Below are 22,263 nucleotides of genomic sequence, written 5' to 3'. Positions count from 1 at the left end.
CTCCTCAAGGTCGTCAGGGGGAGGGGGTGGGCGTGGCGGTGGCTCGTCGCTGGTCCAGGACGTGTTGGACCAGGGTGATGAGGGTGCCGCGGACCAGTTCGCGGTCGCGGGCGTCGCAATACAGCAGTGGTGCGTTGTCGGAGATCCGCAGCGCGTGCCGGACCTCGGCGTCCTCGAACCTGGGCGCGTGGGGGAACTGGTTGATCGCGACGGCGTAGGGCAGCCGGCGGTTGTCGAAGTAGTCGATGGCGGTGAAGCAGTCATCGAGCCGGCGGGTGTCGACCAGTACCACCGCGCCGATCGCGCCCCGGGACAGCTCGTCCCACATGAACCAGAACCGGTCCTGCCCGGGTGTGCCGAACAGGTACAGGATCAGGCCGGAGTCGATGGTGATACGACCGAAGTCCATCGCGACGGTCGTGGTGGTCTTGCCCGGCACCGCGTCTGTGTCGTCGACGCCGACGCTGGCTTCGGTCATCACCGCTTCGGTCCGCAGCGGGGTGATCTCGGAGATGGCGCCGACGAAGGTGGTCTTACCGACGCCGAATCCGCCAGCGATGAGGATCTTGGACGAGGTCACCCGGGCGGGGTTGGGCCGGGCGCCGCGCTGCTGCGGCGCCCCACCGGCGTGCAGGGCAAGGTCCGTCATACCAGTTGCGCGTCGCGATGCTCGGGCGTCAGGGCGGCCCCGACGCTGTTGATCAGCGTGGCCATCTCGTACGCGACCTGCCCCATGTCGCACCCCTTGAGGGCCAGGACGGTCAGGATCGACCCGTCACCGATCGCCATCACCACGAGGTGCCCGCCGCGCATGTCGACGACGGTCTGCTCGACCGGGTCGGCGGCCATGAGCGACGCGGCGCCTGCGGTCAGGCTCGCCAGACCGGACGTGAACGCCGACAGTTGATCCGCGTGCTCACGAGACAGGCCACTGCTCTTCGCGATGAGGAGCCCGTCGGCGGACAGGGCGACAGCATGCGAGATGCCCGACTCCTGCGCGCACAGCCGGTCGAGGAGGTAATCCCAGTTGAGGTTCGGTCTGGTCATCGCGAGGGGTCCTTTACGAGATCACGATAGGGAGGGGTGTGCCGCCCGGCTGCGCCGAGCCCGTTGTGGAAGGCGTTCATCTGCCGGCGTAGCGCGTTCGGGTCGCGTTGCACCGGGACGCGTGGCCGCGTGGCCACGTCGACTGGTGGAATCACCCGTCGGCCGGGTTGGCGCACCGGCAGTCCATTCGGGGTCGACTGTTCGGGCACCGTCGTCCTGACGGCCTCAGCTGCGGCTGCCGCCTCTTGCCACGCTGGCGACAGCTCGGGGGCCTGGTCCTCATCGCCCGCATCGCTGGTGGTGAACCAGGAGCGTCGCGGGTCGCGGCTCAACTGCTCGAAGATCACGGGCGCGGCGGCCCCGGCGCTCGAGCCAGTAAGGCCCGTCTGGGGAATCTGCCCGGTTGGTGGCCACGACATGGGCGGTGTGCTTGATGAGACCGCTGCGGCAGGTGTCGGCCGTGGTCGGATCGCCGGCATCTCCGCGGTGCGGTCGGACTCCACGGCGGATCGGAGCGGCGCTGACGAGAACAGCAGGGACGGGATGGTCAGGTCGACCTGGGTACCCTGGTGCCGTTGCGAGCGGATGCCGACCGTGATACCCAGCCGCTCGGCGAGGGCACCGACGACCGGCAGACCCATCTGGTCCGTCGTGCGGTTGTCGATCCGATGTGGGTGGGTGATCCGGTCGCGGACGAGTTTCAACTCCTCGTCGCCGAGGCCCATGCCGCGGTCGAGGACCTGGATGTGCAGGAGATCGCCGACTCGGCGTCCTTCGACCACGACCCGCGAATCGGGCGGGGAGAACTTGGCGGCGTTGTCGAGCAGCTCAGCCAGCAGATGGATCAAATCCACCGCGGCATCCGGGCTGATGCTCACAGCGTTGTCGACCTCGCCGACATCCACCCGCAGGTAGTCGTCGATGCCCTGACCCGCCGCCCGGAGCAGGTCGGGCAGTGGAACCGCTGCCTGGGTCGGCTGGCCCGCACGGCCACCGGCGAGTACCTGCAGGTTGGCGATAAGCCGGCGGATCAGCGTCGCCACGTGGTCCAGGTCGAACAGCCGGCGCAGCCGCTCGGGGTCCTGCTCGTCGCGCTCCAGGCCGTCGAGACTGACCATCAGCAGATTCGCCCGCCGCTGCAGTCGCCGGGAGACCGAGTGGAAGATCCCAGAGACCTCCGCGCGGAGCAGCGCCTGCTCACCAGCGATCCGCACCGCACTGGCCGCGACAATGTTGAACGCCGCCGCGACCTGCCCCACCTCATCCGATCCGTCCACCCGCAGCGGCGCGGCAGCCTCGGCCATCAACCGGCCGGCGGTAGCCCGGTCGATGTTGTTCGTGTCGAGTTGCTCCACCACCCGAGGTAGGCGACGCTGCGCCACCATCTCCGCGCCCTCACGCAGCCGGCTCAGCGACGACGTCAACGACCGGGCCACCCACCAACCGATCAACACCATCACAAAAAGGCAGGTCAGGACCCCGCCGGCCAGCGCGACGATGCTCCGTCGCGCAGCATCTCGCTGCCGGGAGACGTCGCCACGCAACTCCCGGTCCAGGTCACGCTCGACCGCATGCAACAGCTCCATCCGGGCGTCGACCGTGCTCGCCCACCCCGTGGCGCTGGTACCCAGACGCAGTGCTGCGTTCGGCTCGGTGCGGACGGCCACCCCTTGCAACCTCTCGGCCTCGATGACCGCCTCGCCCGTGACCCGGGTGTTGAGCGCCGACCGCCAGCCCGGCGGGGCCAGGTCCTGAAACGCCTGGAGCGCCTCGGTCACACCGGAGTCCGCGCCGATGATCTCCTGCTGCCCGGCAGGCGTCAGCCGCCCCGCAATGTCCGCCTGAATTACTGCCACCTGCATCAGCCCAAGCGACTCAATCGCCTGCGACAGCGCGGAAGCCGCGCGCAGTTTGTTCGCGCTTTCGGCGTCCACACCGACCTGGCTCAGCCCTTGCCGGTACGAGATGAGGTCGGCGATCACCGCGCGGTAGCGGAAGACCACGACACTGCCGGGCACATCCCGGCCGGCTTGCACCTGCTGACGAACCGCGTCGAGCCCATCAAGCTGTCCCTCTACCCGCACCAGCAGGACAGCCAGGCCACCCGAAGGCTGCACGTCGCTCGCCGCATCCCGGAAGCTGCCGATGACGGTGTCGGTGGCCGCAGCCTGGCTGCGGTACTCCTCCAGGACCGACGCTTCGTCTCCGGCGAGCACCAGCGCCGCCAGCACACGCTCACGCTGCATCTGCGCGGCCAGCTCCCCGGCGACACCACCGAGCGCGACCAGTCGGCGGGCCTGATCCGCCTGTAGCGCGGAGGACGAAGCGCCAGCGGTAATCAATCCGGCGAGAGCCAGAATCGCCACCATCGGCAGTACCAGAATCACGGCCAGCTTGGCCCGGATCCGTCGATCACGAAGCCGCCAGCGACGACCGGGCGATTTCGTCGCTGTATGGGGGGCCGGATCGGTCATGACATAACCGCCATCTGGACAGGTGGCAGCAGTCCGGTGGTGTGTCGGTGTGGGCTCATGATGTGGCTGCGTCTTTCGGTCATCCCGTTACGTCGCCGCGATGTCGCGCGAGTCAGGGGTGGAAGGGGGAGCGGTGGCGTGCCGGCGACCACCGATTGACGCCGGCACACCACCGCTTTCCTGCCGCGGGCGAGAGGGCTCGGCCGGAGGAAGGAGCCTCCCTCGCGCCTGGGCCGTCGGCTCGGGGCTGCCGTCCGAGCAGGCCTGGCAGGGTAGGGGGACGGCGTGTATCGCAGGAGAACGCGACCGGACCCGTGATCGCCTCGCCCTGGTACGCGAAGCCCATCGGTGAACATTCGGCCGGAGGCGGGCGGCTCCATAGCAAGCACCCGCCCCCGGCCAGATCCGTGGGCGATGGGCGCAACCGTGCCGTGCATGGCGGCCGGTACCTGGTCCGCAGCGACCACATCGCTCATCGCGTTCAGCCTCCTTGTGCGCATCGGCTCTCACCTCGTGGCCAGGCCCCCGCGGCGGTGCGACGCATGTGCGCCCTGGTCGCCAATTGGGCACGGATGTGCGTCGGGGGGATGGACCTGTGCTTGGCTTGGGCCGGGGCCGGCGACGCTCCGCGGCCCATCGAGGAATAACTCGTTGCGAATCAACGATCACGCAATGGCGCGCGGCTGGGAATACCGACCTTCGGTCCGACCTCGTGTACCGACCTTCGGTCCGACCGCCGTCTGAGCTGCGCATTCATAACGGACCGCTAGCGGCATCAAGATCGTTTCGCTGGATGTCGGGGTTACATTGATTGCACCCAGCCGGCCGCGATCGTCGACCGGGTTTGAATGCACCCCCTGGAGGCTGCCGGTGACCCGCCCCAGTCCGTACGTCCGCCGGCGATGGCTAGGACGCGAGATCCGGCGCCTGCGGGATGAGCACGGAATGTCGGGCGAACCGCTCGCGCGCGCCGTCGGGTTTCCGCGCCAGCAGCTCAGCGCCTTGGAGAACGGGCACCTCGGTCCGGACATCGACCTGGTCAGCGCGATCTGCGACTACCTGGCCGTTGGCGTGAACCGACGGACGGCGATCATGGACGCGGCGGCCGACGGTTGGGCGCGCGGATGGTGGATGGCCGACGCCGAACGGATGGGCGTCCGGCAGGCCACGTATGCCGACCTGGAAAGCGGCACCAAGGCGATCACCGAATTCGCTTTGATCTTTCCTGGGGTGCTGCAGACGCCCGCGTTCGCCGACGCTCGGTTGCGAAGCAATCTTGCTCGTCAAGCCGACAGGTTCGACTCTGCCGCGGCCGTCGCCGCGAGAGCGCACCGGCAGGAACTACTGCTTGCCGAGGGCGGGCCGCAGTACGACGTCGTGCTCGATGAGATCGCGGTCCGACGCTACGCGGCCGAACCGCATATCGTTGCCGAGCAGCTACGGCACATCCTCGCCGTCTGCGCGAGCCATTCGTCGGTGACTGTTCGGGTGCTACCGATCGGCGCGTCCATCAAGGGCCACAGTGCGCCTCCGTCGGCGTACTCGATCTACCGCTACCGCGACACGCCGAAGTCCGTGGCCGTCGCTGTCGATACGCTTACCAGGGATTTGATCCACACTGATTGGGATGAGATCGATCCCTACCTGGGCTTGCATGACCGGCTGATGGCCGCTGCGCTGTCGCCCGACATGAGCATCCGTCTGCTCCGCGACGCGGCGCAGGACCTGTCACCCATAGGAGGAGTTTCAGTATGAACGCACGGCAGTACACGAACTGGCGTAAGTCCAGTCGCAGCGACGGTGGCAACTGCGTCGAGTTCGCCCGCGCCGATGACGGCACCGTTGGTACGCGTGACTCCAAGGACATCACAGGCCCGGTCTTGGAATTTGACCCGGCCAGCTGGCGCGCCTTCACCGACGACGTGCGTGGCGGCAAGTTCGATCGGTGACACTCGCCATCCGGGTCTAGCCGAACGGGCAAGCTCGTGACGACGGCCGACGGGCCATTCCGGTTCGCCGATCGTTCGCCGGACCCGTGCAGTTCGATGGCATCCGCCCTGCCGAGTACGACGGCGTGCCTCGTTCGTCGGCGGTGGGTGCCCGACCGGGATTGTGGGCTTGGCGACGGGCGGGGTGGTGCGGCGCGCGGCGGTGCTGGATGCTACGCCCGACGGCACGTTGTGTCGCAGGGGGATCACACGCCGGTGAATGTCCGTGTTTCGTGGAGGTGGCTATGCCGCGTCACCCTGATGCGATCATCACGCCGAACACCCTGCTCAGCGACGCTCGCAAAAGCCTGGCGTCGCCGAACCGCCGCGACCAGCACCTCTCGCGCGCGGAATTGGCCGACGTCGTCAACAGCACCCTTGAGCGGCTTCACCCAGATGAGGACATGACGGCCCAGTACGTTGACTTCCGCTGGGTTGGCAAGCTGGAGCGTGGTGAGCACCGCTGGCCCAGCGACGAGCGCCGCGCAGCCCTTCGTCACGTCCTCAAGGCTGCTAGCGATGCTCGGCTCGGCCTCTACAGCCCACGGCGCTCGCCTGCAGCAACCCAGCAGCCAGTTCCCCTGTCAGCGCAGCCGAGCACGCCGGGAACTGGCATCCGTGTCGATGACGAGCTCATCTCCAGCCAGCCGGATGCGGTCGAGGCGTGGCTACGCGAACTCGACCGCCTCACGCTGCAGGCCACCCCCGCGGTAACCCCGCAGCTCGGTATGCGGGTCCGCCAGCACCTCGAAGTCCTCGACTGGCTGCAACGCGACGGCGCCCGACCATACCTGGCGAGCGTCGATGCCCGGTGGTCGGAGTTCATGAGCTGGGTCGCCGACAACGCCGGAGAACCTGACGGCGGGTCGTGGCTGGACCGATCGCACCGCCGCGCGGCCGAGGCCGACGACCAACTGCTCGGCGCCTACAGCCTCATGCGGCAAAGCCAGCGCGCCCTCGCCGACGGTGATGTCCGCGCCGCGATCACGCTGTCTCGCCGATCGCTCACTCACGGCCCGGTACCGCCCCGCACGCGTGTGTTGTGCTTGACCCGGATGGCCGAAGGGCTGGCCGCCAGCGGCGACGACGACGCGCCTACGGTGATCACCGCTGCCCGCCGTGGGCTGCGCCGCGCCGCGAACGACACGGAGGACGAATTCGCCAGACACTGCGACCTGCGCTACGTCGCTGCGGTCGATGCGCGGTGCCGGCAACTGCTTGGCGATTCGATCTCCGCCGTGAGGATCTTCGAAGATCTCCTGGACGGTGAACATGCGGTGCCCTTGCTCGACGTCGGGATGTGGCATGCACACCTCGGCGAGTGCTACCTGTTCGGCGACCCCGAACGGGCCGCCGCACACGGCATGAACGCCCTGCGGTTGGCACGCGAGGCAGGCGCGTACCGCGTCATCCGGGCGACCCAGCCGCTCGCTATCGCGCTGCGCTGGCACAGCGCCCTCGCCCCGGTGCGCGCCTTTGTCGACGCTCATCGCGGCGCGGTGACCGGCCGATGACAAGATAGCCACGTGGACTTGATCCCAATGACCACCAGCACCGAGGTCGCCGCCCGCACACCCAGTGTCGCGGTGCTGCCGGTCGGCAGCTTCGAGCAACACGGCTCGTTCCTGCCGCTGACCACTGACACGATCGTCGCCTCAGCGATCGCCGCATCCATCGCACAGCGGCACGACGTCCTGGTGCTGCCGCCGATCACGGTGTCGTGCTCGCACGAGCACGCCGCCTGGCCCGGCACGGTCAGCATCAGCCACCAGACCCTCTCCGCGGTCGTCGAAGACATCCGGGCATCGCTCTCAGGCAACGGAATCACGCGGCTGGCGATCATCAACGGCCACGGCGGCAACTACGTCCTGAGCAATATTACCGACCGCGGGTAGAGCCGTCCGCGACGTTCGCATTGGCCTGTGACCAGGGACGTCCCGTACTCGTTTACCGACCGGGTCCGGCACGTCCGACCTGTTGAGGACGTCGGCGCGGAGGGCACGTGGCTCGTAGTGTGGTGGTCGGAGACTTTCGGGTTCAAGAGATCAGGTCCAGCGACGGGAGTCGCGCGTGGACGATCGTCTGCCCGGAGGGCAGGGTCCAGATGGAGGCGGACCGTTTCCTGCGGCGGCATGACGGTTCTGGTACGCAACGCACGTACGCGTACCTGCTGGTGGATCACCTGCGATGGCTCGATCGGGAGTGTCTGCCGACGGCGGCGGTGGGGCTGCGCGACCTCGAGCGGTACATGGGTCTGGTGGGAGCTGACGTCCGGATGCCGCTCGGTCGGCCGTGGCGCGAGGGCAAGCGTCCGTACGGGCACGCTGCGCTGTCGACCGCCGCAGCGTGTTTGAAAGGCTTCTACCTGCATCAGGCATCGCTCGGTATCAACGAAGCGCTCGGCGCGCAGCTGAGCAACAGCCGGCTGCCCTCCCGGGCGGATCGCCGTCGTTCGTTTCTCGGCCACGTGAAGACCACGATGCCGGCGAACCCGTTGGCCCCGCGCGGCTCGCAGCGCCGGCATCCGAAGATGCTCCCGGAAGGCGCACGAGAACGGCTGCTGGCCGAGGTGGGAAGGGCCCGGGATCGGCTGGTGGTGACCTGGCTGGCCGATGGCGGCTTCCGGATCGGGGAGCTGTGCGGGCTGCACCTGGTGGACCTGCACCTTCGCGAGAACGCCGCGTGCGGGCAGTGTCGCTCGCCGCACGTGCACGTCTGTCACCGGCCGGGCAATCCGAACCGGGCGGAGGCGAAAACGAAGCATCCGTGGCGGGTGGTGGCCGGCACGGTGACGGGTGGGCTGATCAAGCGGGTAAGCCCGGCCATGGTGCACACCTACTTCGACTACATCACCGGCGAGTACCCATGCGGCGGCGCGGGGCACGGGATGCTGCTGGTCCAGCTTCACGGCCCGGGACGGGGACAGCCGTGGGCGCCGGTCGCGGCCCGGCGGATGCTGGCGCGGGCCGGGCGGCGAACCGGTCTGGGGCTGGTCAAGCCGCACTCCTTTCGCCATTCCTTCGCCAGCGCCGTCCTCGACGCGGCCGATGGGAACCTGGTCATTGCCCGCGACGCCGGAGGCTGGGCATCCACGTCGGTGGTGGACGAGATCTACGCGCACGTGGATGTGCACGATCCGGCGTTCGACGCCGCGCTGCACACCGTGTGGGGTGAGAACCGGTGAACGCCACCCTCACGCTGCTGCCGCAGCCGTCGAGGCCCGGCCGCGTCGGCCGCGACCGGCTGGAGATCCTCACCGCGCTGATCAATGCACCGTCGTTCGATCCGATCTTCCGCACGGACATAGTCCGGATTCCCCGCGACCATGCCACCTACCGGTGGTGGTGCGTGATCGGCGGTTGTGAGCGGGTCCGGTCCAGCGGCGCGGACATGTGCGCAGTACATATGCGGGCGTGGAGCAAGGCGGACCAACACGGCGTGGGCAAGGCCGCCTTCCTGTCTACGGCGGAGCCGCTGCCGGCGTCGGAGTGGGTAGAGCAGGCCGCGTGCCGGATCTGCCCGGACCGACCGGCCGCGCATACCCGATGGCGGCTGTGCCGGCGGCACCTGAGCCAATGGAAGCATCACGGCGTCCTGGATGAGGCGGCCTTCGTGAACTGGGTCGCTGTCCAGCAGCCGTACCCGGGTTACGGCGACTGCCTGGTCGCGGTATGTCCGAACCTGGCCGAGTCGCCGCTGCGGTTGTGCTCGGGGCACGAGACCCGCTACCGCAAGGCCGGCAGTCCCGGCGGCGCTGACCTGTCGTCGGCCTGGTCGCAGCGGTACGAACAGCGCGGCCGGCCGACCCCGGTCTCCTACACCGACGAGCCGGCCTTTCGGCGCTGGTGCGCCAGCACCGACCCGATGCCGAGTCCGGCCCAGCTGAACCTGCGCGGGCTGCCACCGCTGCTGCGCGCCGAGCTGCAATGGGGCCTGTTCGCGCACACCCAGCAGACCCGCCCGACCCGATGGGACCTGTGCCACGTGCAGAAGATGGTCAACAGCTGCCGCGCAGCCGGCACCACGACGCTGGCCGAGTTGGTCACCGACCGGGCGGACCGCTGGGTGCGCAGGATCGCCGGGGAGATTACCGGCGAGTTGTGGCGGATCTACCGGACCCCGGACGAGGCCCGCGAGACCGGGATCCTGGACACCGAACACTTCGGGGTACGGTTCCCGCGCCGGACCAGCCGCTTCGACCTGACCGCGATCCCGCAACGCTGGCTGCGGGACCTGGCCTGGGACCACCTCGCTGGGCTGCTGCAATCGCCGCGCTGCCCGCGCACCGCGGGCAGCTTCGACAACCTGCGGCGGGCCTGCGTCGAGCTGGGCGCCTTCCTCGCGGTCGATGCCCCGGGCGGCGGCCACGACCCCGCCACGCTCCGCGGTGATCAGATGCGCCGGTTCGTCGCCGACCAGCGCCGCCGTGAACGCGACAGCCTGCCCTCGTTGGGCATCACCAAAGCGGGCGGCAAACCGTCGATGGTCTCCGCCACCACACGCGGCATCGTGTTCAACGGTGTCCGCACGGTGCTGCGCGACGCCCTCGACCGTGGTGCCGTCGACAGCCTGGGGCTGGCGCGGGAGTTCATCGCGGCGGTTCCCGCCTGGGAAGGGCTGCCGCTGCGGACACGCCGGCCGTTCCCGGACCAGGTCGCCCGCGCTCTGGCCGACGAGACGAACCTGCGCCGGCTGGCCGAGCATCACGACCGGCTCGATCACGGCATGCGCGACATCTGGGAGACGCTGATCGCCACCGGCCGGCGCATCGGCGAAGTGCTGGATGTCCGCTGGGACTGCCTCGGCCGCTACGGCGGGCTGGCAATGTTCTGGCACGACCAAACCAAGGTCGGCAACTACGACGTCGCCATCCGCATCCCGGACCGCGTCTACGACCGGCTGCAGGCACGGCAGGCCAAGACGCTGGAGCGGTTCACCGCCCGCTACGGCTACCAGCCGGCCGGCACGCAACGCGCCCAACTCGCCTTGTTCCCCAGCCCACAACGCAACCCCGCCGGGACCGTCTCGCTGTCCAAGGAGTGGTTCTACGGCCCGTTCCGGGCCTGGATCACCGAACTCGACCTCGGCCACTGTGTGCCGCACCAGGCTCGGCACACCCTGGCGACCAACCTGCTGCGCCACGGCGCCACCCTGACCCACATCCGCCGCTACCTGGGCCAGGTCTCCGACCGCATGGCCGAACACTACGTGCACCTGGCGCACTCCGACCTCGAACAGGTCCTCCAGCACGTGTGGGTCGCCGGGCCCGGCACCGCCAACCCCGGCCAGCTGCTCACCGCCGACACCATCCCGCTCACCCGCGCCCACGTTCAAGCCCTGGCGATCGACCTATCGAGGCGCAGTACGCCCGCCGAAGGCGGATTCTGCACCTTCCAGCCCGTCGTCGACGGCGGCGCCTGCCCGTGGAACCTGGACTGCCACAACTGCGACAAGTTCGTCCTGTCCGGCGCCGATCTGCTCTACTGGCGCCGCAAACGAGAGCAATGGCGGCTGCTGGCCGAAGGCGCCAACGACGACGCCACCGCCACCTACCTGCAGCAACACTTCGAACCCACCGCCCGGGCCATCGACGGCCTGGAAAAAGCCCTCGCCGGCCTGGGCCTGCTCGATGACGCACTCGCACTCGATCTCCGCAAGCCACAGGACTACTTTCACCGGGTATGGGCCACGGTCTTCCGCGCCAACGACCTGGCCGCCGCCGGCGGGCACGCCGACGACACCTCCGATGGACAGGAGGCCGAGTGAGCTCCGTAGCCTCGTCAGGCACCCGCACAGTCGCCGCCCTCGCCGCACGGCGAGAACGCAGCCAAGCCGCCATCGGGCGGGTCCAGGACACCCTCGCCGCCATGCGCCGCGAGAACGTCCGAGTCACGGTCGCCGCCGTTGCTCGACGCGCCAACGTCTCTCGAACCTTCATCTACGACAACCCGCAGGCCCGTGCCGCGATCGCTAGCGCGCTTGCCAACCTTGACCAGCAGCGCACGCAGCTTCGCGGTGCGCCCGACGGTCAGCAGGCCGTGTGGCGAGAACGCGCACTCAACGCCGAAGACGCGCTCACCAAGGCCCACACCGAGATCAGCCGTCAACGGACGCGCATCGGTGAACTCCTCGGCCAGGTCCGCGACCTACAGGCCGAGTGGGACGACGAGACCACCGCGCGGATCACCACCGAGAACACCAGCCTCAAGCAGCGGGTCCGGCAGCTGACCGCCGACAACCGGATGCTCGAGGAACGGCTCGCCGCGGCCCGGTCCACCCTGCGCTTCCAAGACCGGCGCATCGCCGACCTCGAAAGCCGGATCGCCGACCCGGCAACCATGACGTGACCGACGATGCGTCGACGACGGCGTCACCCCTCCAGCAGGTCACGCACCCGGGCGAACGACTGAGACAGGCTGTCCAGCACCGCCGCGCCCTTGTCCGCGCTGCCCAACGACGGCCGCCCAATGATCCCGGACGACGTGTACGCGCGCATCCCCACCGTGAGCAGATCAGGCCGGTCGTTCGCCAGATGGTCGGCCGTCCGGTATCCCTCTCGCAGTAGCTGCGGCGCCCCATGCAGCAGCAAGGAGACCTCAAGCTCCCCACCATGCATGTCCTCGTGGGAAGTGGTCTCACAGCCCGCCTCGACACGCGCGGCGTTCCAGTCCTCGGCAGCGGGAAACAGCGCCATCCGCCGCCGGATCGTCGTGGCCTGCTGAACAGCATTGCGAAGGCTGTAGTTCCCGCCGTGCCCGTTGACGATCACCAGGTTCTCCACGCCCGACGCCCGCAGAGACTCGTCGACATCCTCGATCACCGCGAGCAACGTGCGGGCACTGATACTCACCGTCCCGGCGAACCCCGCGTGCTCGTGCGAACACGAGATCGTCAGCGGCGGCAGCAACAACACCGGATGATCCTCCGCAACACGCCCGGCAACCAGACACGCAACGACCGTGTCCGTGATCAAAGGCAGGAACTCGCCGTGCTGCTCAAAGCTGCCCACCGGCAACACCGCCGTCCGAGCAGCCCGGACACGCTCGTCACCAGACGTCGCGATCGGAAGCAGAAAGGTCACCCGGACAGCCTGCCACGAGCAGACGAGGGCCTCGTCCGCGCGTCGCCGCGCGCGAGACCCCGCCGCGTCAGGCAGACGCGAGCGGACGGAACGACCTGCTTGGCTTCACGGCCGACACCAGGCCCAGGGACCTTCGCACCAGCGGATACGCCCAGTTACCGGCCAACAAGGGCCCGACGTGCGGATCGCGGCATGTGCGGACGACTAGTCAGGATCTTCGTGATCGGTCGATCTGGTCCAGGAGCTTGTCCGCGCTGGGCGTGCTTGAGGAGGCGGAGCGCAGTCGCTGCGAAACTGTCGTGTTGTCGGAGCGATGACGACCGGCGTCCCGGAAAATTCTCTAAGGAAGTCCGGGAGGGGGTGTCGGATCGGGGCGGTGGTGTTCGTAGCAGGGGTGAGGCCGCCGACAAGGGGTGGCGCCAAGGCAAGGAACCGCGATCATGAAGCTGACGACCATGACCCAGATCTCGATTGATGGAGTCATGCAGAACAACGGCGCCCCCACGGACGACCACCCGAATGGGTTCGAGCGCGGCGGATGGGCCCTGGGGAAGGGCGACGACGGGACCAGGACGTTCATCACGCAGACCTACCAGCGGGCCGAGGCGTTCCTGTTCGGCCGGCGCACGTACGAGTTGTTCGCCGGCTCCTGGGGATCGATCGACCAGATGCGCGCACATCCCATCGGCGTGGCCTTGAACGAGGCCCCCAAGTACGTTGCCTCGACCACGCTCACCGCGCCGCGTTGGGAGGACACGACCGTTCTCCGCGGTGACCTCGCGGCGGCCATCGGTGAGCTGAAGGCCAAGCCTGGGGGTGAGCTGCAGGTGCACGGGAGCGGCGCCCTGGTCCGGTGGCTGCTGGCCAACGATCTGGTCGATGAGATGACTCTGATCGTGATCCCGGTGATCGTTGGCCTGGGCGCGAGACTGTTCCCGGAGACCGGTCCGGATCTTGCGCTCGATCTGGTCGAGTCGCGGGTCGACTCGAAGGGCGTGACGATCCAGGTCTTCCGGCCGGCCGGGCGTCCGCGGTATGCGACGGCCTGAAGTTCCTGACCGTCGAACCACGCTTTCTTGACACCAGAGGAGATGTTCTTCAGATGCAGTACCTGGTTTCCGTGATCGATGACAAGAGCAATCCCGGCAGCACGGACAGGCAGCCTGCCATCAGCGCGTTCAACGAACGACTGATCGCCGAGGGCTACTGGGTTTTCGCGGGCGGACTCGCGGACACCGACGCGGCCACCGTCATCGACAACCGGGGCGAGCAGGCGGTGTTCAGCGACGGGCCTTTCGTGGAGTCGAAGGAGTACCTCGCCGGCGTCTGGGTGTGGGAGGTCCCCGATCTGGATGTGGCGCTCAAGCTCGCCGCCGAGGCGTCGAAGGTCTGCGATCGGAAGATCGAGGTGCGGCCGTTCCAGTGAGCGACGTCGAGGAGGCGGTCACCCGGGCCCACCACGACGAGTGGGCCCGGGCGGTCGCCTCGCTGACCCGGCGTTTCGGTGACCTCGACATCGCCGAGGAGGCAGCGGCCGAGGCGTTCGCGACCGCCGTGGAACGGTGGCCGGCCGACGGCGTACCCCCCAACCCCGGCGCCTGGCTGACCACCACCGCCAACCGCAAGGCCATCGACCGGATCCGGCGCGAGAACAAGCGCGACGACAAGCACAAGGAGGCTCAGATGGTGTACGACAACACCCCACCCGAGCCTCTCGGCGCCATCGACGACGACCTGCTGCGGCTGGTCTTCACCTGCTGTCACCCGGCGCTTGCGATGGAAGCCCGCGTGGCGCTGACGCTGCGCATGGTCGGCGGTCTGACCGTGCCCGAGATCGCCCGCGCCTTCCTGGTGCGGGAGACCACCTTGGAGCAGCGGATCACCCGCGCGAAGGCCAAGATCAAGTCGGCTCGGATCCCCTATCGGGTGCCGGCCGCCGAGGATCTCCCGGGACGCGTCTCCGGCGTGCTCGCCGTGCTGTATCTCGTCTTCAACGAGGGCTACCTGGCGACCGGCCCCGACACCGATCCCGTACGTCACGACATGACCGCCGAGGCGATCCGGCTCACCCGTCTGATCCGCGCTCTGCTGCCGGAGGACGGTGAGGTGGCCGGGCTGTTGGCGCTGATGCTGCTCACCGAGGCCCGCCGCACCGCTCGGGTTTCGGCCAGCGGCGAACTGGTCACCCTCGACGAGCAGGACCGTGGGGCCTGGGACAAGGCGCTGATCGCCGAGGGTCACCGCTCGTGCGCGAGCGCCTCGCCGCTGCCGCCGCCGGGGTGGCTCCGGGCCGCTACCAGATCCTCGCCGCGATCAACGCCGTGCACACCTCCGCCCGCGACATCCGCGACACCGACTGGTCGCAGGTCGTCGCCCTCTACGACCAACTCGTCCACCTCGACTCCTCGCCGATCGTCGCCCTCAACCGGGCTATCGCGGTCGCCGAGCTCGACGGACCGGAGGTGGCGCTGGCGGCCGTCGACCGTCTTGAGGACAAGCTGGCCGGCTATCACGCCTACCACGCGACCCGCGCCGACCTGCTGCGCCGGCTGGGCCAAAGTCAGCAGTCGCGCGCGGCCTACGACAAAGCCATCGAGCTGGCCGGCAACACCGCCCAGACCGCCAACCTGACCCGCCGCCGCGACCAACTGCGGTAGCGCCCACGAATCCCGATCGAAACCCCGCGCGCAGCGGCGGCCGGCCCCGACGCAATCAGATCGGCCCGATACCCGCATGAGATCGTCAGCTTCTACGGTCGGCACTGCACTGTCATCGGCTAGATCAGTATGCCAACCGTGAGCTGGGGGCCGACGTACCCTACAGAAAGTGACCGAGCGGCATGGTTTACCTCCTGACCCACGCAGCGTTGAGATTGGAAGGCGTTGCTCGCCTCACGGCTCAGCCTGGTGACAGCGCGCATGGCGGCACCTGGCGGTGCCTACGCCGCGGACGTTGGCCGACCCGTGCCCCAGCGTCGACACGCGGGTACGTCATCCTCGCTGGCCACGTTGCTGACATGTAAGTTTTGATGCTGGCGCAGGTCAGAGCGCTGCGAGGCCGTTGTTGGTCGGTAAATCCAACATCGTGCAGACCGCAAACGCGGAGAAGGCCGGCTCGATGACCTTGTTTCCCACGCGGACGGACTGGGACAACGCCCGGTCCGCGGCGGAGCTGGCCAGCGACGCACATCATGACATGCACGCGGGTGAGCTGGAGGTCTCCATCCTGCTGTGTGTCCAGCCGGGCGCGGTTGGTGCCGGCTTCGTCGACGGCGACCACGCCGCCGATGAACGGCCGATGCTGTTGGCCCACGGAATGGGTGCCTATACGACGACCGGGGTCATCGGCCGGCCCTCGGCCGGCACGGCAGGCAAAGGTGAGGCGCTGCTGGCAAGCCTGGCCGAGTCGTTTGGCGAGCATCTCTCGATCCTGCTGAACGAGCGGTAACCGTACGGGTCGACGCGGTAGCCGTGGGTACGTCACTGGTCGTATCGACAGATAAGCTGACATCGCTCAAACGCGCGCGGTCCTGAGGTCAGCGGTCGTCATAGCGTCCATCGGCGGCCGTGAAGGGAGGATTCGGTGCCCCGTCGTCCCGACGCGGTGATCACACCGAACACCCGGCTCCGCGGTGCCCGCCGGCGGCTGCCCTCACCAGTACGGACGGGCCAGTGCCTGTCCCGGACCGAACTGGCCGACGCCGCCAACCGGGCCCTCGATTGCCTCTACCCGGGCCGGGACCTCACCGTTCATTACGTCGACTTCCGCTGGATCGGCAAACTCGAACGTGGCGAGCACCGCTGGCCCAGCGAAGAACGCCGCGCCGCCCTACGGCACGTACTTGACGCCCCCACCGATACCGAACTCGGCCTCTACAGCCCACGACGCACCGACAGCACGTTGACGGGCGCCAACGAGCACCACCACCAAGCTCTGCCCGACCCACTGGCCGAACTGCTTCCCACAGGCGATCTGCTGCAGTTGGTGACGGCCACGGCCGGGCGCCGGGTCGGCCACACAACGGTGAGCGATTTGGCAGCCCGAGTGCATCGGCTGCGCCTGGCTGATGACATCCTGGCTGGCGGAGACCTGATCCGCCCTGCCTTTCGCGAACTACGGGCGGCGACGAAGTTTTACCGCGAGACGTCCCACACCGAGGCGGTCGGTCGTGGGTTGCTGATCCAGATTGGTGAATTGGCGCAGATCACAGGGTGGATCGCCTCGGACGCAGGGCACCTCCACCTGGCGGAACGTGCCTACAACCTCGGGGCATCGGCCGCCCGACAGGCCGGTGACGCAACGCTGGCAGCCAACCTGCTCGGGTCACTCGCCTACCAGCACGCCAACACCGGACGTGAACGGGAAGGCGTCGAGCTGGCCCGCGCTGCGCTGGACGAAGCCGGACACGATGCGCCCGCTGAGGCCAGGGCACTATCTTTCGACCGCTTGGCATGGGCCCATGCGCGTGCCGACGAATCACAACGCGCCATGCGAGCGCTCGGCGAGGCACACGAGTCGCTACTCCACAGCCGTGACGGCGAGGCGCCGCTGTGGGCGTACTGGGTAAGCCAGGACGAGTTGGACGTCATGGACGCGCGTGTGTTCACGGAACTGCGCAGGCCGCTCAGAGCCTTACCTCTACTGTCTAAGGTGCTGGACCGGTACGACGCGACACACGCGCGGGAGGTAGCGCTGTACCTATCGTGGTTGGCCGTCGCCTACGCCGACGCGAACGAACCGGAAGCCGCCGCCAGCGCCGCCGCACGCATGTTTGATCTCAGCGACGAACTGCCGAGCGCGCGAATCTCGCAACGAGCGAGCGTCGTGGTACAGAGAATGATGCGGTTCGGAGATGTGCCCGAAGCGCGGGCACTGCTCGCTGACCGCCGAGCTGACTGGCAGAGGGAGAGCGACTGATGCCGTCAGATGTCGATCCGCCCGGTCGAGGGGAGACGTAGTGCCCCGCCACCCGGAAACCGAGATCACACCCAACACGCTGCTTAGCGAGGCGCGTGAGCGTCTGGCGTCACCACGGCGGCGTGGGCAATGCATGTCCCGGGCCGAGTTGGCCGACGCCGTGAACACCGCGCTCGACCAGCTTTACCCTGGCCGGGATCTCGCCGCCCATTACGTCGACTTCCGCTGGGTCGGCAAACTCGAACGTGGCGAGAGCCGATGGCCAAGTGAAGAGCGTCGTTCCGCGCTCTGCCTGGTTCTAGGCGCTGCCACCGATACCGACCTTGACCTCTACATCCCACGGCGCACCGGCACCGGCGGGGCTCCCCGCAGCAGCGAAGCTCACCCGCCGCCCGGGAGCTGGGACGAGACGATGTATCAACTGCGAGCACAGTGGCACCTGCTGGTCCAAAACGACAAGCTGTTCGGACCGGAGTACGCGCTCATCGGCGTCACGGCTCAGCTCATGCTTCTCGACCGGCTGCTCGGTGACGTGCCACCGTCAATCCGCCCCAGCCTCGTCCGCCTCGCCGCCCAGTACGCCGAGTCCGCAGCATGGTTGAACCAGTCGCTCAACGACGCCCCAGCCGCCCAGCACTGGACTGGGAAGGCGCTCACCTGGACCAACCAAATCGCTGATCCGACCATGACGGCGTGGGCGATGTACCGCAGCAGTCAACACTGGCTTATCGCTGGAAAGCCGCATCGCGCTGTCGAACAGGCCGAAGCCGCCATGGTTCAAGACAAGAAGGTGCCCAGCCCGGTGCGGGCGGCGCTTCGCGTGCAGCATGCCCACGCGCTCGCGACGGTCGGGGAGCACCGCGAAGCGATGCAGCTCCTTGACGACGCGCATCGGTGGGCCGCCGACCGTGGCCCAGGTAAGCCCGAAGGGGAGCACGGCTCCTACTGCACGAGCGGGTACATCGAAGTTCACCGAGGAACGTGCCTCCGGCTGGGGCAGCGTCCCGAGGAGGCCATCGCGGTACTCGACGCGGCGCTGCCGTCGATCCCGTCGCTCCACCGCCAGGACTTCACCTCAGCCCTGCTGACCAAGGCCGCAGCACACGTCGCAGCTGACCAGCCCGACCAAGCCGCCGCCACCGCGCGTATCGCCTTGCCGGTCGCCCGTCGAGCTGGATCGCGCCGGATCCTGCACCAACTCGCCCTGATCGGCTCGGCAGTAGACGAGCACCGTCACCTGGCCGACGTTCGCGCGTTCCTCGACGACCTCGTGGAGACTGCCTGATGGCATCAGACGTAGAGCTGGCCGCGATGCGGCACGCCATCACACTGTCGGCCCTTGGGCTGGGCACCACAAGCCCGAACCCGCCCGTCGGATGCGTCATCCTGGACCAGCATGGAACGACCGTGGGTACAGGGTTTCACCGCCGCAAGGGAGAGCCGCACGCCGAAGTGCACGCCCTGACCACCGCCGGAGAGGCGGCTCGTGGCGGCACAGCCGTCGTCACACTCGAGCCGTGCAACCATGTTGGTGTCACACCGGCGTGCCGCCAGGAACTGCTCGACGCAGGCATCTCCCGCGTCATCATCGGCGTCATCGACCCAACCTCCCGCGGCGAAGGCGGCGCCGCGATGCTCGCCGCCGCAGGCGTCCAGGTCGAAACCGATGTACTGCGCGACGAAGCCCTCACCGTCCTTGGGCCATGGCTAACCGCAACCACGCGCCGTAGGCCCTACCTGACCTGGGCATATGCTCCGAACGACAGACGTCACCAGGCGGCGGAAGGACATCTTCTGCTCCACCTGCGCGGTGGCGCGGACCTCGTCGTGACGGACAAGACCCTCGACGAGGGCATCCCCGGCGGTCACGCCCCAGGGCATTTCGCACTACCGGACGAAGCCGATATTGGCGTCGGCCTGCCGCAGTGGCTGTCGGCCGCCTACGCAGTCGGCGTACGCAGTGTGCTCGTCATCGGGCACGAGCGCGGCGACGCGCTACGACCGTACATGCACGCCGTTGACGAGGTCATCATCGCTGCACCGCGAGCTGACCCGTCTCAAACGCTTGACACGGTCGACCCCCACCTCCCACCGATCGGCTTCCGACTGGTCGACATCGCGACTTCCGCCGAGTTGTTGATATGCCGATTGCAACGACATGCGCGTGAGGAGATGTAGTGCCTCGCCATCCGGACACGATGATCACACCGAACACCCTGCTCAGCGACGCCCGCCAGCGACTGCCATCGCCCCGGCGAGCAGGCCAGTGCATGTCGCGCAGTGAGCTGGCCGACGCCGTCAACACCGCCCTCGACCTGCTCTACCCCAGGCGTAACCTCACCGCCCACTACGTCGACTCCCGCTGGATCGGAAAGCTCGAACGCGGCGAACACCGCTGGCCCAGCGAAGAACGCCGCGCCGCCCTCCGCCACGTCCTCGGCGCCGCCACCGACACCCAACTCGACCTCTACAGCCCACGACGCACCGACGATGCCCCATCTCAGCAGCGGCCCCAGCGAACCGTCCATCACGCGGCTTTCTCTTTCCGTAGAGCAGCCAGCCGCAATCCTGGCGCGGGTTCGGGCCCACGCCTCCGACCTCACTGACACGTTGCTAGACGACCTTGACGCGCACGTCACCCGCGTCGTCGAGCAGTACGAGCAGGACGGGCCTGCGGCGTTGGCGCCCGACCTGGTGTCGCAACGCCAACTGATTCAGCCGTTGTTGCAGGCTTGGCATCGAGCCCACCATCGTGACCGGCTGTTCCGCGCCGCCGCGCGAATGTCTGGTCAACTCAGCTACATGGCCATCAACCTGGGTCACTTCGACTCAGCTCGCGCATACGGACTCGAAGCATTTTCGCTGGCTGACCATGTCAACGACGACGAACTCCGCGCATGGGTGCGCGGAACCCAGAGTCTGACCGAATATTATGCGGCCTCTTATGGCCAAGCGCTGGAGTTAGCGCGAGACGGACGTTGCTATGCGGGAGGAGGGCAACAAGCCGTCCGACTGGCGGTCAACGGTGAGGCCCGTGCCCTTGGCAAGCTCGGCGAACGGAGCGCCGTCGACCGAGCGATCGGTGAGGCATACGACCTGCTGGATGCCTTTCCCCGGCAGGCGGGCATGACTCCTTGCATCTCCTTTGGCCTCTACAGCGAAGCGAGAACGGCGGCAAACGCCGCGACCGCACGCTTGGCACTCGCCCAGCCGGTGGAAGCGCTTGCCTATGCCGGTCGCGCGCTGGAGGTCGTCGATGCGTCGCCTTCCATGTGGAGCCGTGCGCTGGTCCGCCTCGACATGGCTGCAGCGGTGACGTCGACGTCCCGGCCCGACCTGGAACACGCGGCGGCGCTCATGCGCGAGGCGATGACAGCGGCGAATACGCATCGCATCGAGTCCATCCGGCAACGCACCATCAGTACCGCCCAGGACCTCTCTGCCTGGTCAGCCGAACCCGTCGTCAGCGAACTGCCGGATGAATTTACGCATTGGCTCGCCAACGGATCGCCCAATCATGACACCACCTGACCCGACCAGGCTCGAAATCCACTCTCGGGACTACGTCATCGCTGACTGGAACCGCTACAGAACTCTCGACCGGCTAGCCAATCATTGGGACCGCCCTGGTTGGAGCAACGGCCGCCGCTCCTACCACTGGATTCTTCGGTTCGACCAGTACCCCTCCCTGCGGCGCCTCACCGCCTACTGCCAAGCAGCACTCCAGCACATCTCGACGCTGGATATGGCACCGATGTCCAGCTTGCATCTCACACTCCAACGTGTCGCGTTCACCGACGAGATCCAGCCAGCCGTGGTGGACGCGATTGCCGCCGTGGCCGCTGGGAAGTACGCGCTCGTCCCGCCCGCCACCATCACAGTCGGGCCCCTCGCGGGCTCCCCTGGAGCCGTGCGATTCAGCGCCGGCCCACACGCCCCGATCGTTGCCGTTCGCAAGATCGCCCGAGCCGCCATCGGCTACATCCACCTGGCAGAACGTACTACCGCTTTCGTCCCGCACGTAAGCATCGCCTACAGCAACAGCTCTCACCCCGCAGCGGCGATTATCGAACAGGTCGCGTCGCTACGCCATGCGGACGTTGCCGTGGTCGAAGTGACCAGTGTCGAACTGGTGGAGCTACGCCGCGAGGAACGTGCATACGCGTTCGACGTCCTTCATAGTCTCCCGCTCCAGACTGCGGGGCAGTGTCTCACCACTGCCGTGATTCTCCGTCACGCACGTCCCGGTAGTCCGGTCCTGCATCGGACCACCCGTTCAGCACCCTCAGGAACTTTTGACGGAGCAAACCGCTCATATCGAGCGCGAGACTGATCCTGCTGCGTCAGCTGGCGTCCCTCAGTCGCGTCCGTGCGCATCAACTCGGGTTCCAGATCGAGACTCCACGGCGCCGCAGCCAGATCAACGTTGTCCCTCTTGTTCCTCGCTGACACGCTAGTCCACCCAGCTCAACGCCAAGTCGGACCGAAGGTCGGTACACGAGGTCGGACCACAGGTCGGTATTCCCAGAGCCACTGGACTAAGTAATCGTTACTAGTGCAGTCAGTTATCGCAGGCCCGAGTCACGCGATTCCTCGGCTGGACCCACCCTGCACCAGCAAACGCACCGTCCGCCGAGCGCGGCCTCCGAACCATTGCCCGACGCATCGACGCTCTGGGGTCTGGGCCACCTCGCCACGCTCGTCCTGCCCGGCCTCACCGCCAACCATCAACTCGGCGCCGATCACCCGATTGCGG

Annotated in this window: 19 protein-coding genes and 2 pseudogenes; 17 read left to right on the top strand and 4 right to left on the bottom strand. The window is 67.9% G+C overall.

Features of this window, described 5'->3' with window-relative positions:
• Positions 1-13: 13 nt before the first annotated feature.
• From BDK92_RS13550 to BDK92_RS13540, 3 genes are read right to left on the bottom strand one after another with little or no spacing between them, the layout of a single operon-like run.
• Positions 14-649: a GTP-binding protein gene (locus tag BDK92_RS13550; protein ID WP_121157035.1), complete on the bottom strand. Its 636-nt coding sequence runs from the start codon at positions 647-649 to the stop codon at positions 14-16.
• The gene (locus BDK92_RS13545) at positions 646-1,047 is read right to left on the bottom strand and encodes a roadblock/LC7 domain-containing protein (RefSeq protein WP_121157034.1); all 402 of its coding nucleotides are present in this window, start codon (positions 1,045-1,047) and stop codon (positions 646-648) included. The genes BDK92_RS13550 and BDK92_RS13545 overlap by 4 nt, the downstream gene beginning before the upstream one ends.
• The gene (locus BDK92_RS13540) at positions 1,044-3,416 is read right to left on the bottom strand and encodes a sensor histidine kinase (RefSeq protein WP_170208580.1); all 2,373 of its coding nucleotides are present in this window, start codon (positions 3,414-3,416) and stop codon (positions 1,044-1,046) included. The genes BDK92_RS13545 and BDK92_RS13540 overlap by 4 nt, the downstream gene beginning before the upstream one ends.
• Before the next feature lie 975 nt (positions 3,417-4,391).
• Between BDK92_RS13540 and BDK92_RS13535 the strand changes: the two genes are divergently transcribed.
• The 7 genes and pseudogenes from BDK92_RS13535 (at position 4,392) to BDK92_RS13505 (ending at position 11,856) form a co-directional block, all read left to right on the top strand.
• Positions 4,392-5,276: a helix-turn-helix domain-containing protein gene (locus tag BDK92_RS13535; RefSeq protein WP_121157032.1), complete on the top strand. Its 885-nt coding sequence runs from the start codon at positions 4,392-4,394 to the stop codon at positions 5,274-5,276.
• Positions 5,273-5,470 carry a DUF397 domain-containing protein gene (locus BDK92_RS13530; RefSeq protein WP_121157031.1) on the top strand — a complete coding sequence of 66 codons (198 nt, stop codon included), beginning with the start codon at positions 5,273-5,275 and terminating at the stop codon, positions 5,468-5,470. The genes BDK92_RS13535 and BDK92_RS13530 overlap by 4 nt, the downstream gene beginning before the upstream one ends.
• Positions 5,471-5,754: 284 nt before the next feature.
• Positions 5,755-7,023, top strand: a complete 1,269-nt coding sequence (locus BDK92_RS13525) for a hypothetical protein (RefSeq protein ID WP_147456995.1) — start codon at positions 5,755-5,757, stop codon at positions 7,021-7,023.
• Positions 7,024-7,035: 12 nt separating this feature from the next.
• A pseudogene (locus BDK92_RS13520) lies at positions 7,036-7,389 on the top strand (creatininase family protein); the annotation flags it as partial.
• Between the two features lie 224 nt (positions 7,390-7,613).
• Positions 7,614-8,693 (top strand): tyrosine-type recombinase/integrase, encoded by a 1,080-nt coding sequence (locus BDK92_RS13515; RefSeq protein ID WP_211349207.1) that lies wholly within the window; start codon positions 7,614-7,616, stop codon positions 8,691-8,693.
• Entirely contained in the window at positions 8,690-11,275 is a 2,586-nt protein-coding gene (locus BDK92_RS39010) for a tyrosine-type recombinase/integrase (protein WP_170208579.1), read from the top strand. Before BDK92_RS13515 ends, BDK92_RS39010 begins: the two co-directional genes overlap by 4 nt.
• Entirely contained in the window at positions 11,272-11,856 is a 585-nt protein-coding gene (locus BDK92_RS13505; protein WP_121157028.1) for a DUF6262 family protein, read from the top strand. The genes BDK92_RS39010 and BDK92_RS13505 overlap by 4 nt, the downstream gene beginning before the upstream one ends.
• Positions 11,857-11,879: 23 nt before the next feature.
• Here BDK92_RS13505 and BDK92_RS13500 read toward each other — a convergent pair whose 3' ends face one another.
• Positions 11,880-12,590 carry a creatininase family protein gene (locus BDK92_RS13500; protein WP_121157027.1) on the bottom strand — a complete coding sequence of 237 codons (711 nt, stop codon included), beginning with the start codon at positions 12,588-12,590 and terminating at the stop codon, positions 11,880-11,882.
• A gap of 440 nt (positions 12,591-13,030) precedes the next feature.
• Between BDK92_RS13500 and BDK92_RS13495 the strand changes: the two genes are divergently transcribed.
• The 10 genes and pseudogenes from BDK92_RS13495 to BDK92_RS13455 all read left to right on the top strand — a co-directional run bounded on the left by BDK92_RS13495 (position 13,031) and on the right by BDK92_RS13455 (position 21,840).
• On the top strand, positions 13,031-13,639 hold the full coding sequence (locus tag BDK92_RS13495) for a dihydrofolate reductase family protein (protein WP_121157026.1): 609 nt from the start codon (positions 13,031-13,033) through the stop codon (positions 13,637-13,639).
• Positions 13,640-13,692: 53 nt separating this feature from the next.
• Positions 13,693-14,016 (top strand): YciI family protein, encoded by a 324-nt coding sequence (locus tag BDK92_RS13490; protein WP_121157025.1) that lies wholly within the window; start codon positions 13,693-13,695, stop codon positions 14,014-14,016.
• Positions 14,013-15,247: pseudogene (locus tag BDK92_RS13485) on the top strand (RNA polymerase sigma factor). The gene BDK92_RS13490 and the pseudogene BDK92_RS13485 overlap by 4 nt, the downstream one beginning before the upstream one ends.
• A 406-nt stretch (positions 15,248-15,653) precedes the next feature.
• Positions 15,654-16,037: a creatininase family protein gene (locus BDK92_RS13480; protein WP_147456994.1), complete on the top strand. Its 384-nt coding sequence runs from the start codon at positions 15,654-15,656 to the stop codon at positions 16,035-16,037.
• A 135-nt stretch (positions 16,038-16,172) separates the two neighbouring features.
• Positions 16,173-17,507: an NsdA family TPR-like regulatory protein gene (locus BDK92_RS13475; protein ID WP_211349205.1), complete on the top strand. Its 1,335-nt coding sequence runs from the start codon at positions 16,173-16,175 to the stop codon at positions 17,505-17,507.
• Between the two features lie 40 nt (positions 17,508-17,547).
• Complete coding sequence (locus BDK92_RS13470; protein WP_147456993.1) at positions 17,548-18,792, top strand: NsdA family TPR-like regulatory protein; 1,245 nt, start codon at positions 17,548-17,550, stop codon at positions 18,790-18,792.
• Entirely contained in the window at positions 18,792-19,685 is an 894-nt protein-coding gene (ribD, locus tag BDK92_RS13465) for a bifunctional diaminohydroxyphosphoribosylaminopyrimidine deaminase/5-amino-6-(5-phosphoribosylamino)uracil reductase RibD (protein ID WP_121157022.1), read from the top strand. The genes BDK92_RS13470 and ribD overlap by 1 nt, the downstream gene beginning before the upstream one ends.
• On the top strand, positions 19,685-20,113 hold the full coding sequence (locus BDK92_RS38395) for a helix-turn-helix domain-containing protein (protein WP_147456992.1): 429 nt from the start codon (positions 19,685-19,687) through the stop codon (positions 20,111-20,113). The genes ribD and BDK92_RS38395 overlap by 1 nt, the downstream gene beginning before the upstream one ends.
• Entirely contained in the window at positions 19,998-21,038 is a 1,041-nt protein-coding gene (locus BDK92_RS13460; protein WP_121157021.1) for an NsdA family TPR-like regulatory protein, read from the top strand. Before BDK92_RS38395 ends, BDK92_RS13460 begins: the two co-directional genes overlap by 116 nt.
• Positions 21,025-21,840: a 2'-5' RNA ligase family protein gene (locus tag BDK92_RS13455; RefSeq protein ID WP_121157020.1), complete on the top strand. Its 816-nt coding sequence runs from the start codon at positions 21,025-21,027 to the stop codon at positions 21,838-21,840. The genes BDK92_RS13460 and BDK92_RS13455 overlap by 14 nt, the downstream gene beginning before the upstream one ends.
• The last annotated feature ends 423 nt before the right edge of the window (positions 21,841-22,263 follow it).

It is taken from the genome of Micromonospora pisi, from assembly GCF_003633685.1.
GTDB lineage: Bacteria > Actinomycetota > Actinomycetes > Mycobacteriales > Micromonosporaceae > Micromonospora_G > Micromonospora_G pisi.
Note: the sequence above shows the minus strand (reverse complement) of the source record. Positions and strands in the feature narration are given on the sequence as shown.

Bases quoted from the DNA above. Each gene is read 5' to 3' on its own strand.
- BDK92_RS13550 (WP_121157035.1), bottom strand. From the start codon at position 649: ATGACGGACCTTGCCCTGCACGCCGGTGGGGCGCCGCAGCAGCGCGGC.
- BDK92_RS13545 (WP_121157034.1), bottom strand. From the start codon at position 1,047: ATGACCAGACCGAACCTCAACTGGGATTACCTCCTCGACCGGCTGTGC.
- BDK92_RS13540 (WP_170208580.1), bottom strand. From the start codon at position 3,416: ATGGTGGCGATTCTGGCTCTCGCCGGATTGATTACCGCTGGCGCTTCG.
- BDK92_RS13530 (WP_121157031.1), top strand. From the start codon at position 5,273: ATGAACGCACGGCAGTACACGAACTGGCGTAAGTCCAGTCGCAGCGAC.
- BDK92_RS13525 (WP_147456995.1), top strand. From the start codon at position 5,755: ATGCCGCGTCACCCTGATGCGATCATCACGCCGAACACCCTGCTCAGC.
- BDK92_RS13515 (WP_211349207.1), top strand. From the start codon at position 7,614: ATGGAGGCGGACCGTTTCCTGCGGCGGCATGACGGTTCTGGTACGCAA.
- BDK92_RS13495 (WP_121157026.1), top strand. From the start codon at position 13,031: ATGAAGCTGACGACCATGACCCAGATCTCGATTGATGGAGTCATGCAG.
- BDK92_RS13490 (WP_121157025.1), top strand. From the start codon at position 13,693: ATGCAGTACCTGGTTTCCGTGATCGATGACAAGAGCAATCCCGGCAGC.
- ribD (WP_121157022.1), top strand. From the start codon at position 18,792: ATGGCATCAGACGTAGAGCTGGCCGCGATGCGGCACGCCATCACACTG.
- BDK92_RS13460 (WP_121157021.1), top strand. From the start codon at position 19,998: ATGCCCCATCTCAGCAGCGGCCCCAGCGAACCGTCCATCACGCGGCTT.
- BDK92_RS13455 (WP_121157020.1), top strand. From the start codon at position 21,025: ATGACACCACCTGACCCGACCAGGCTCGAAATCCACTCTCGGGACTAC.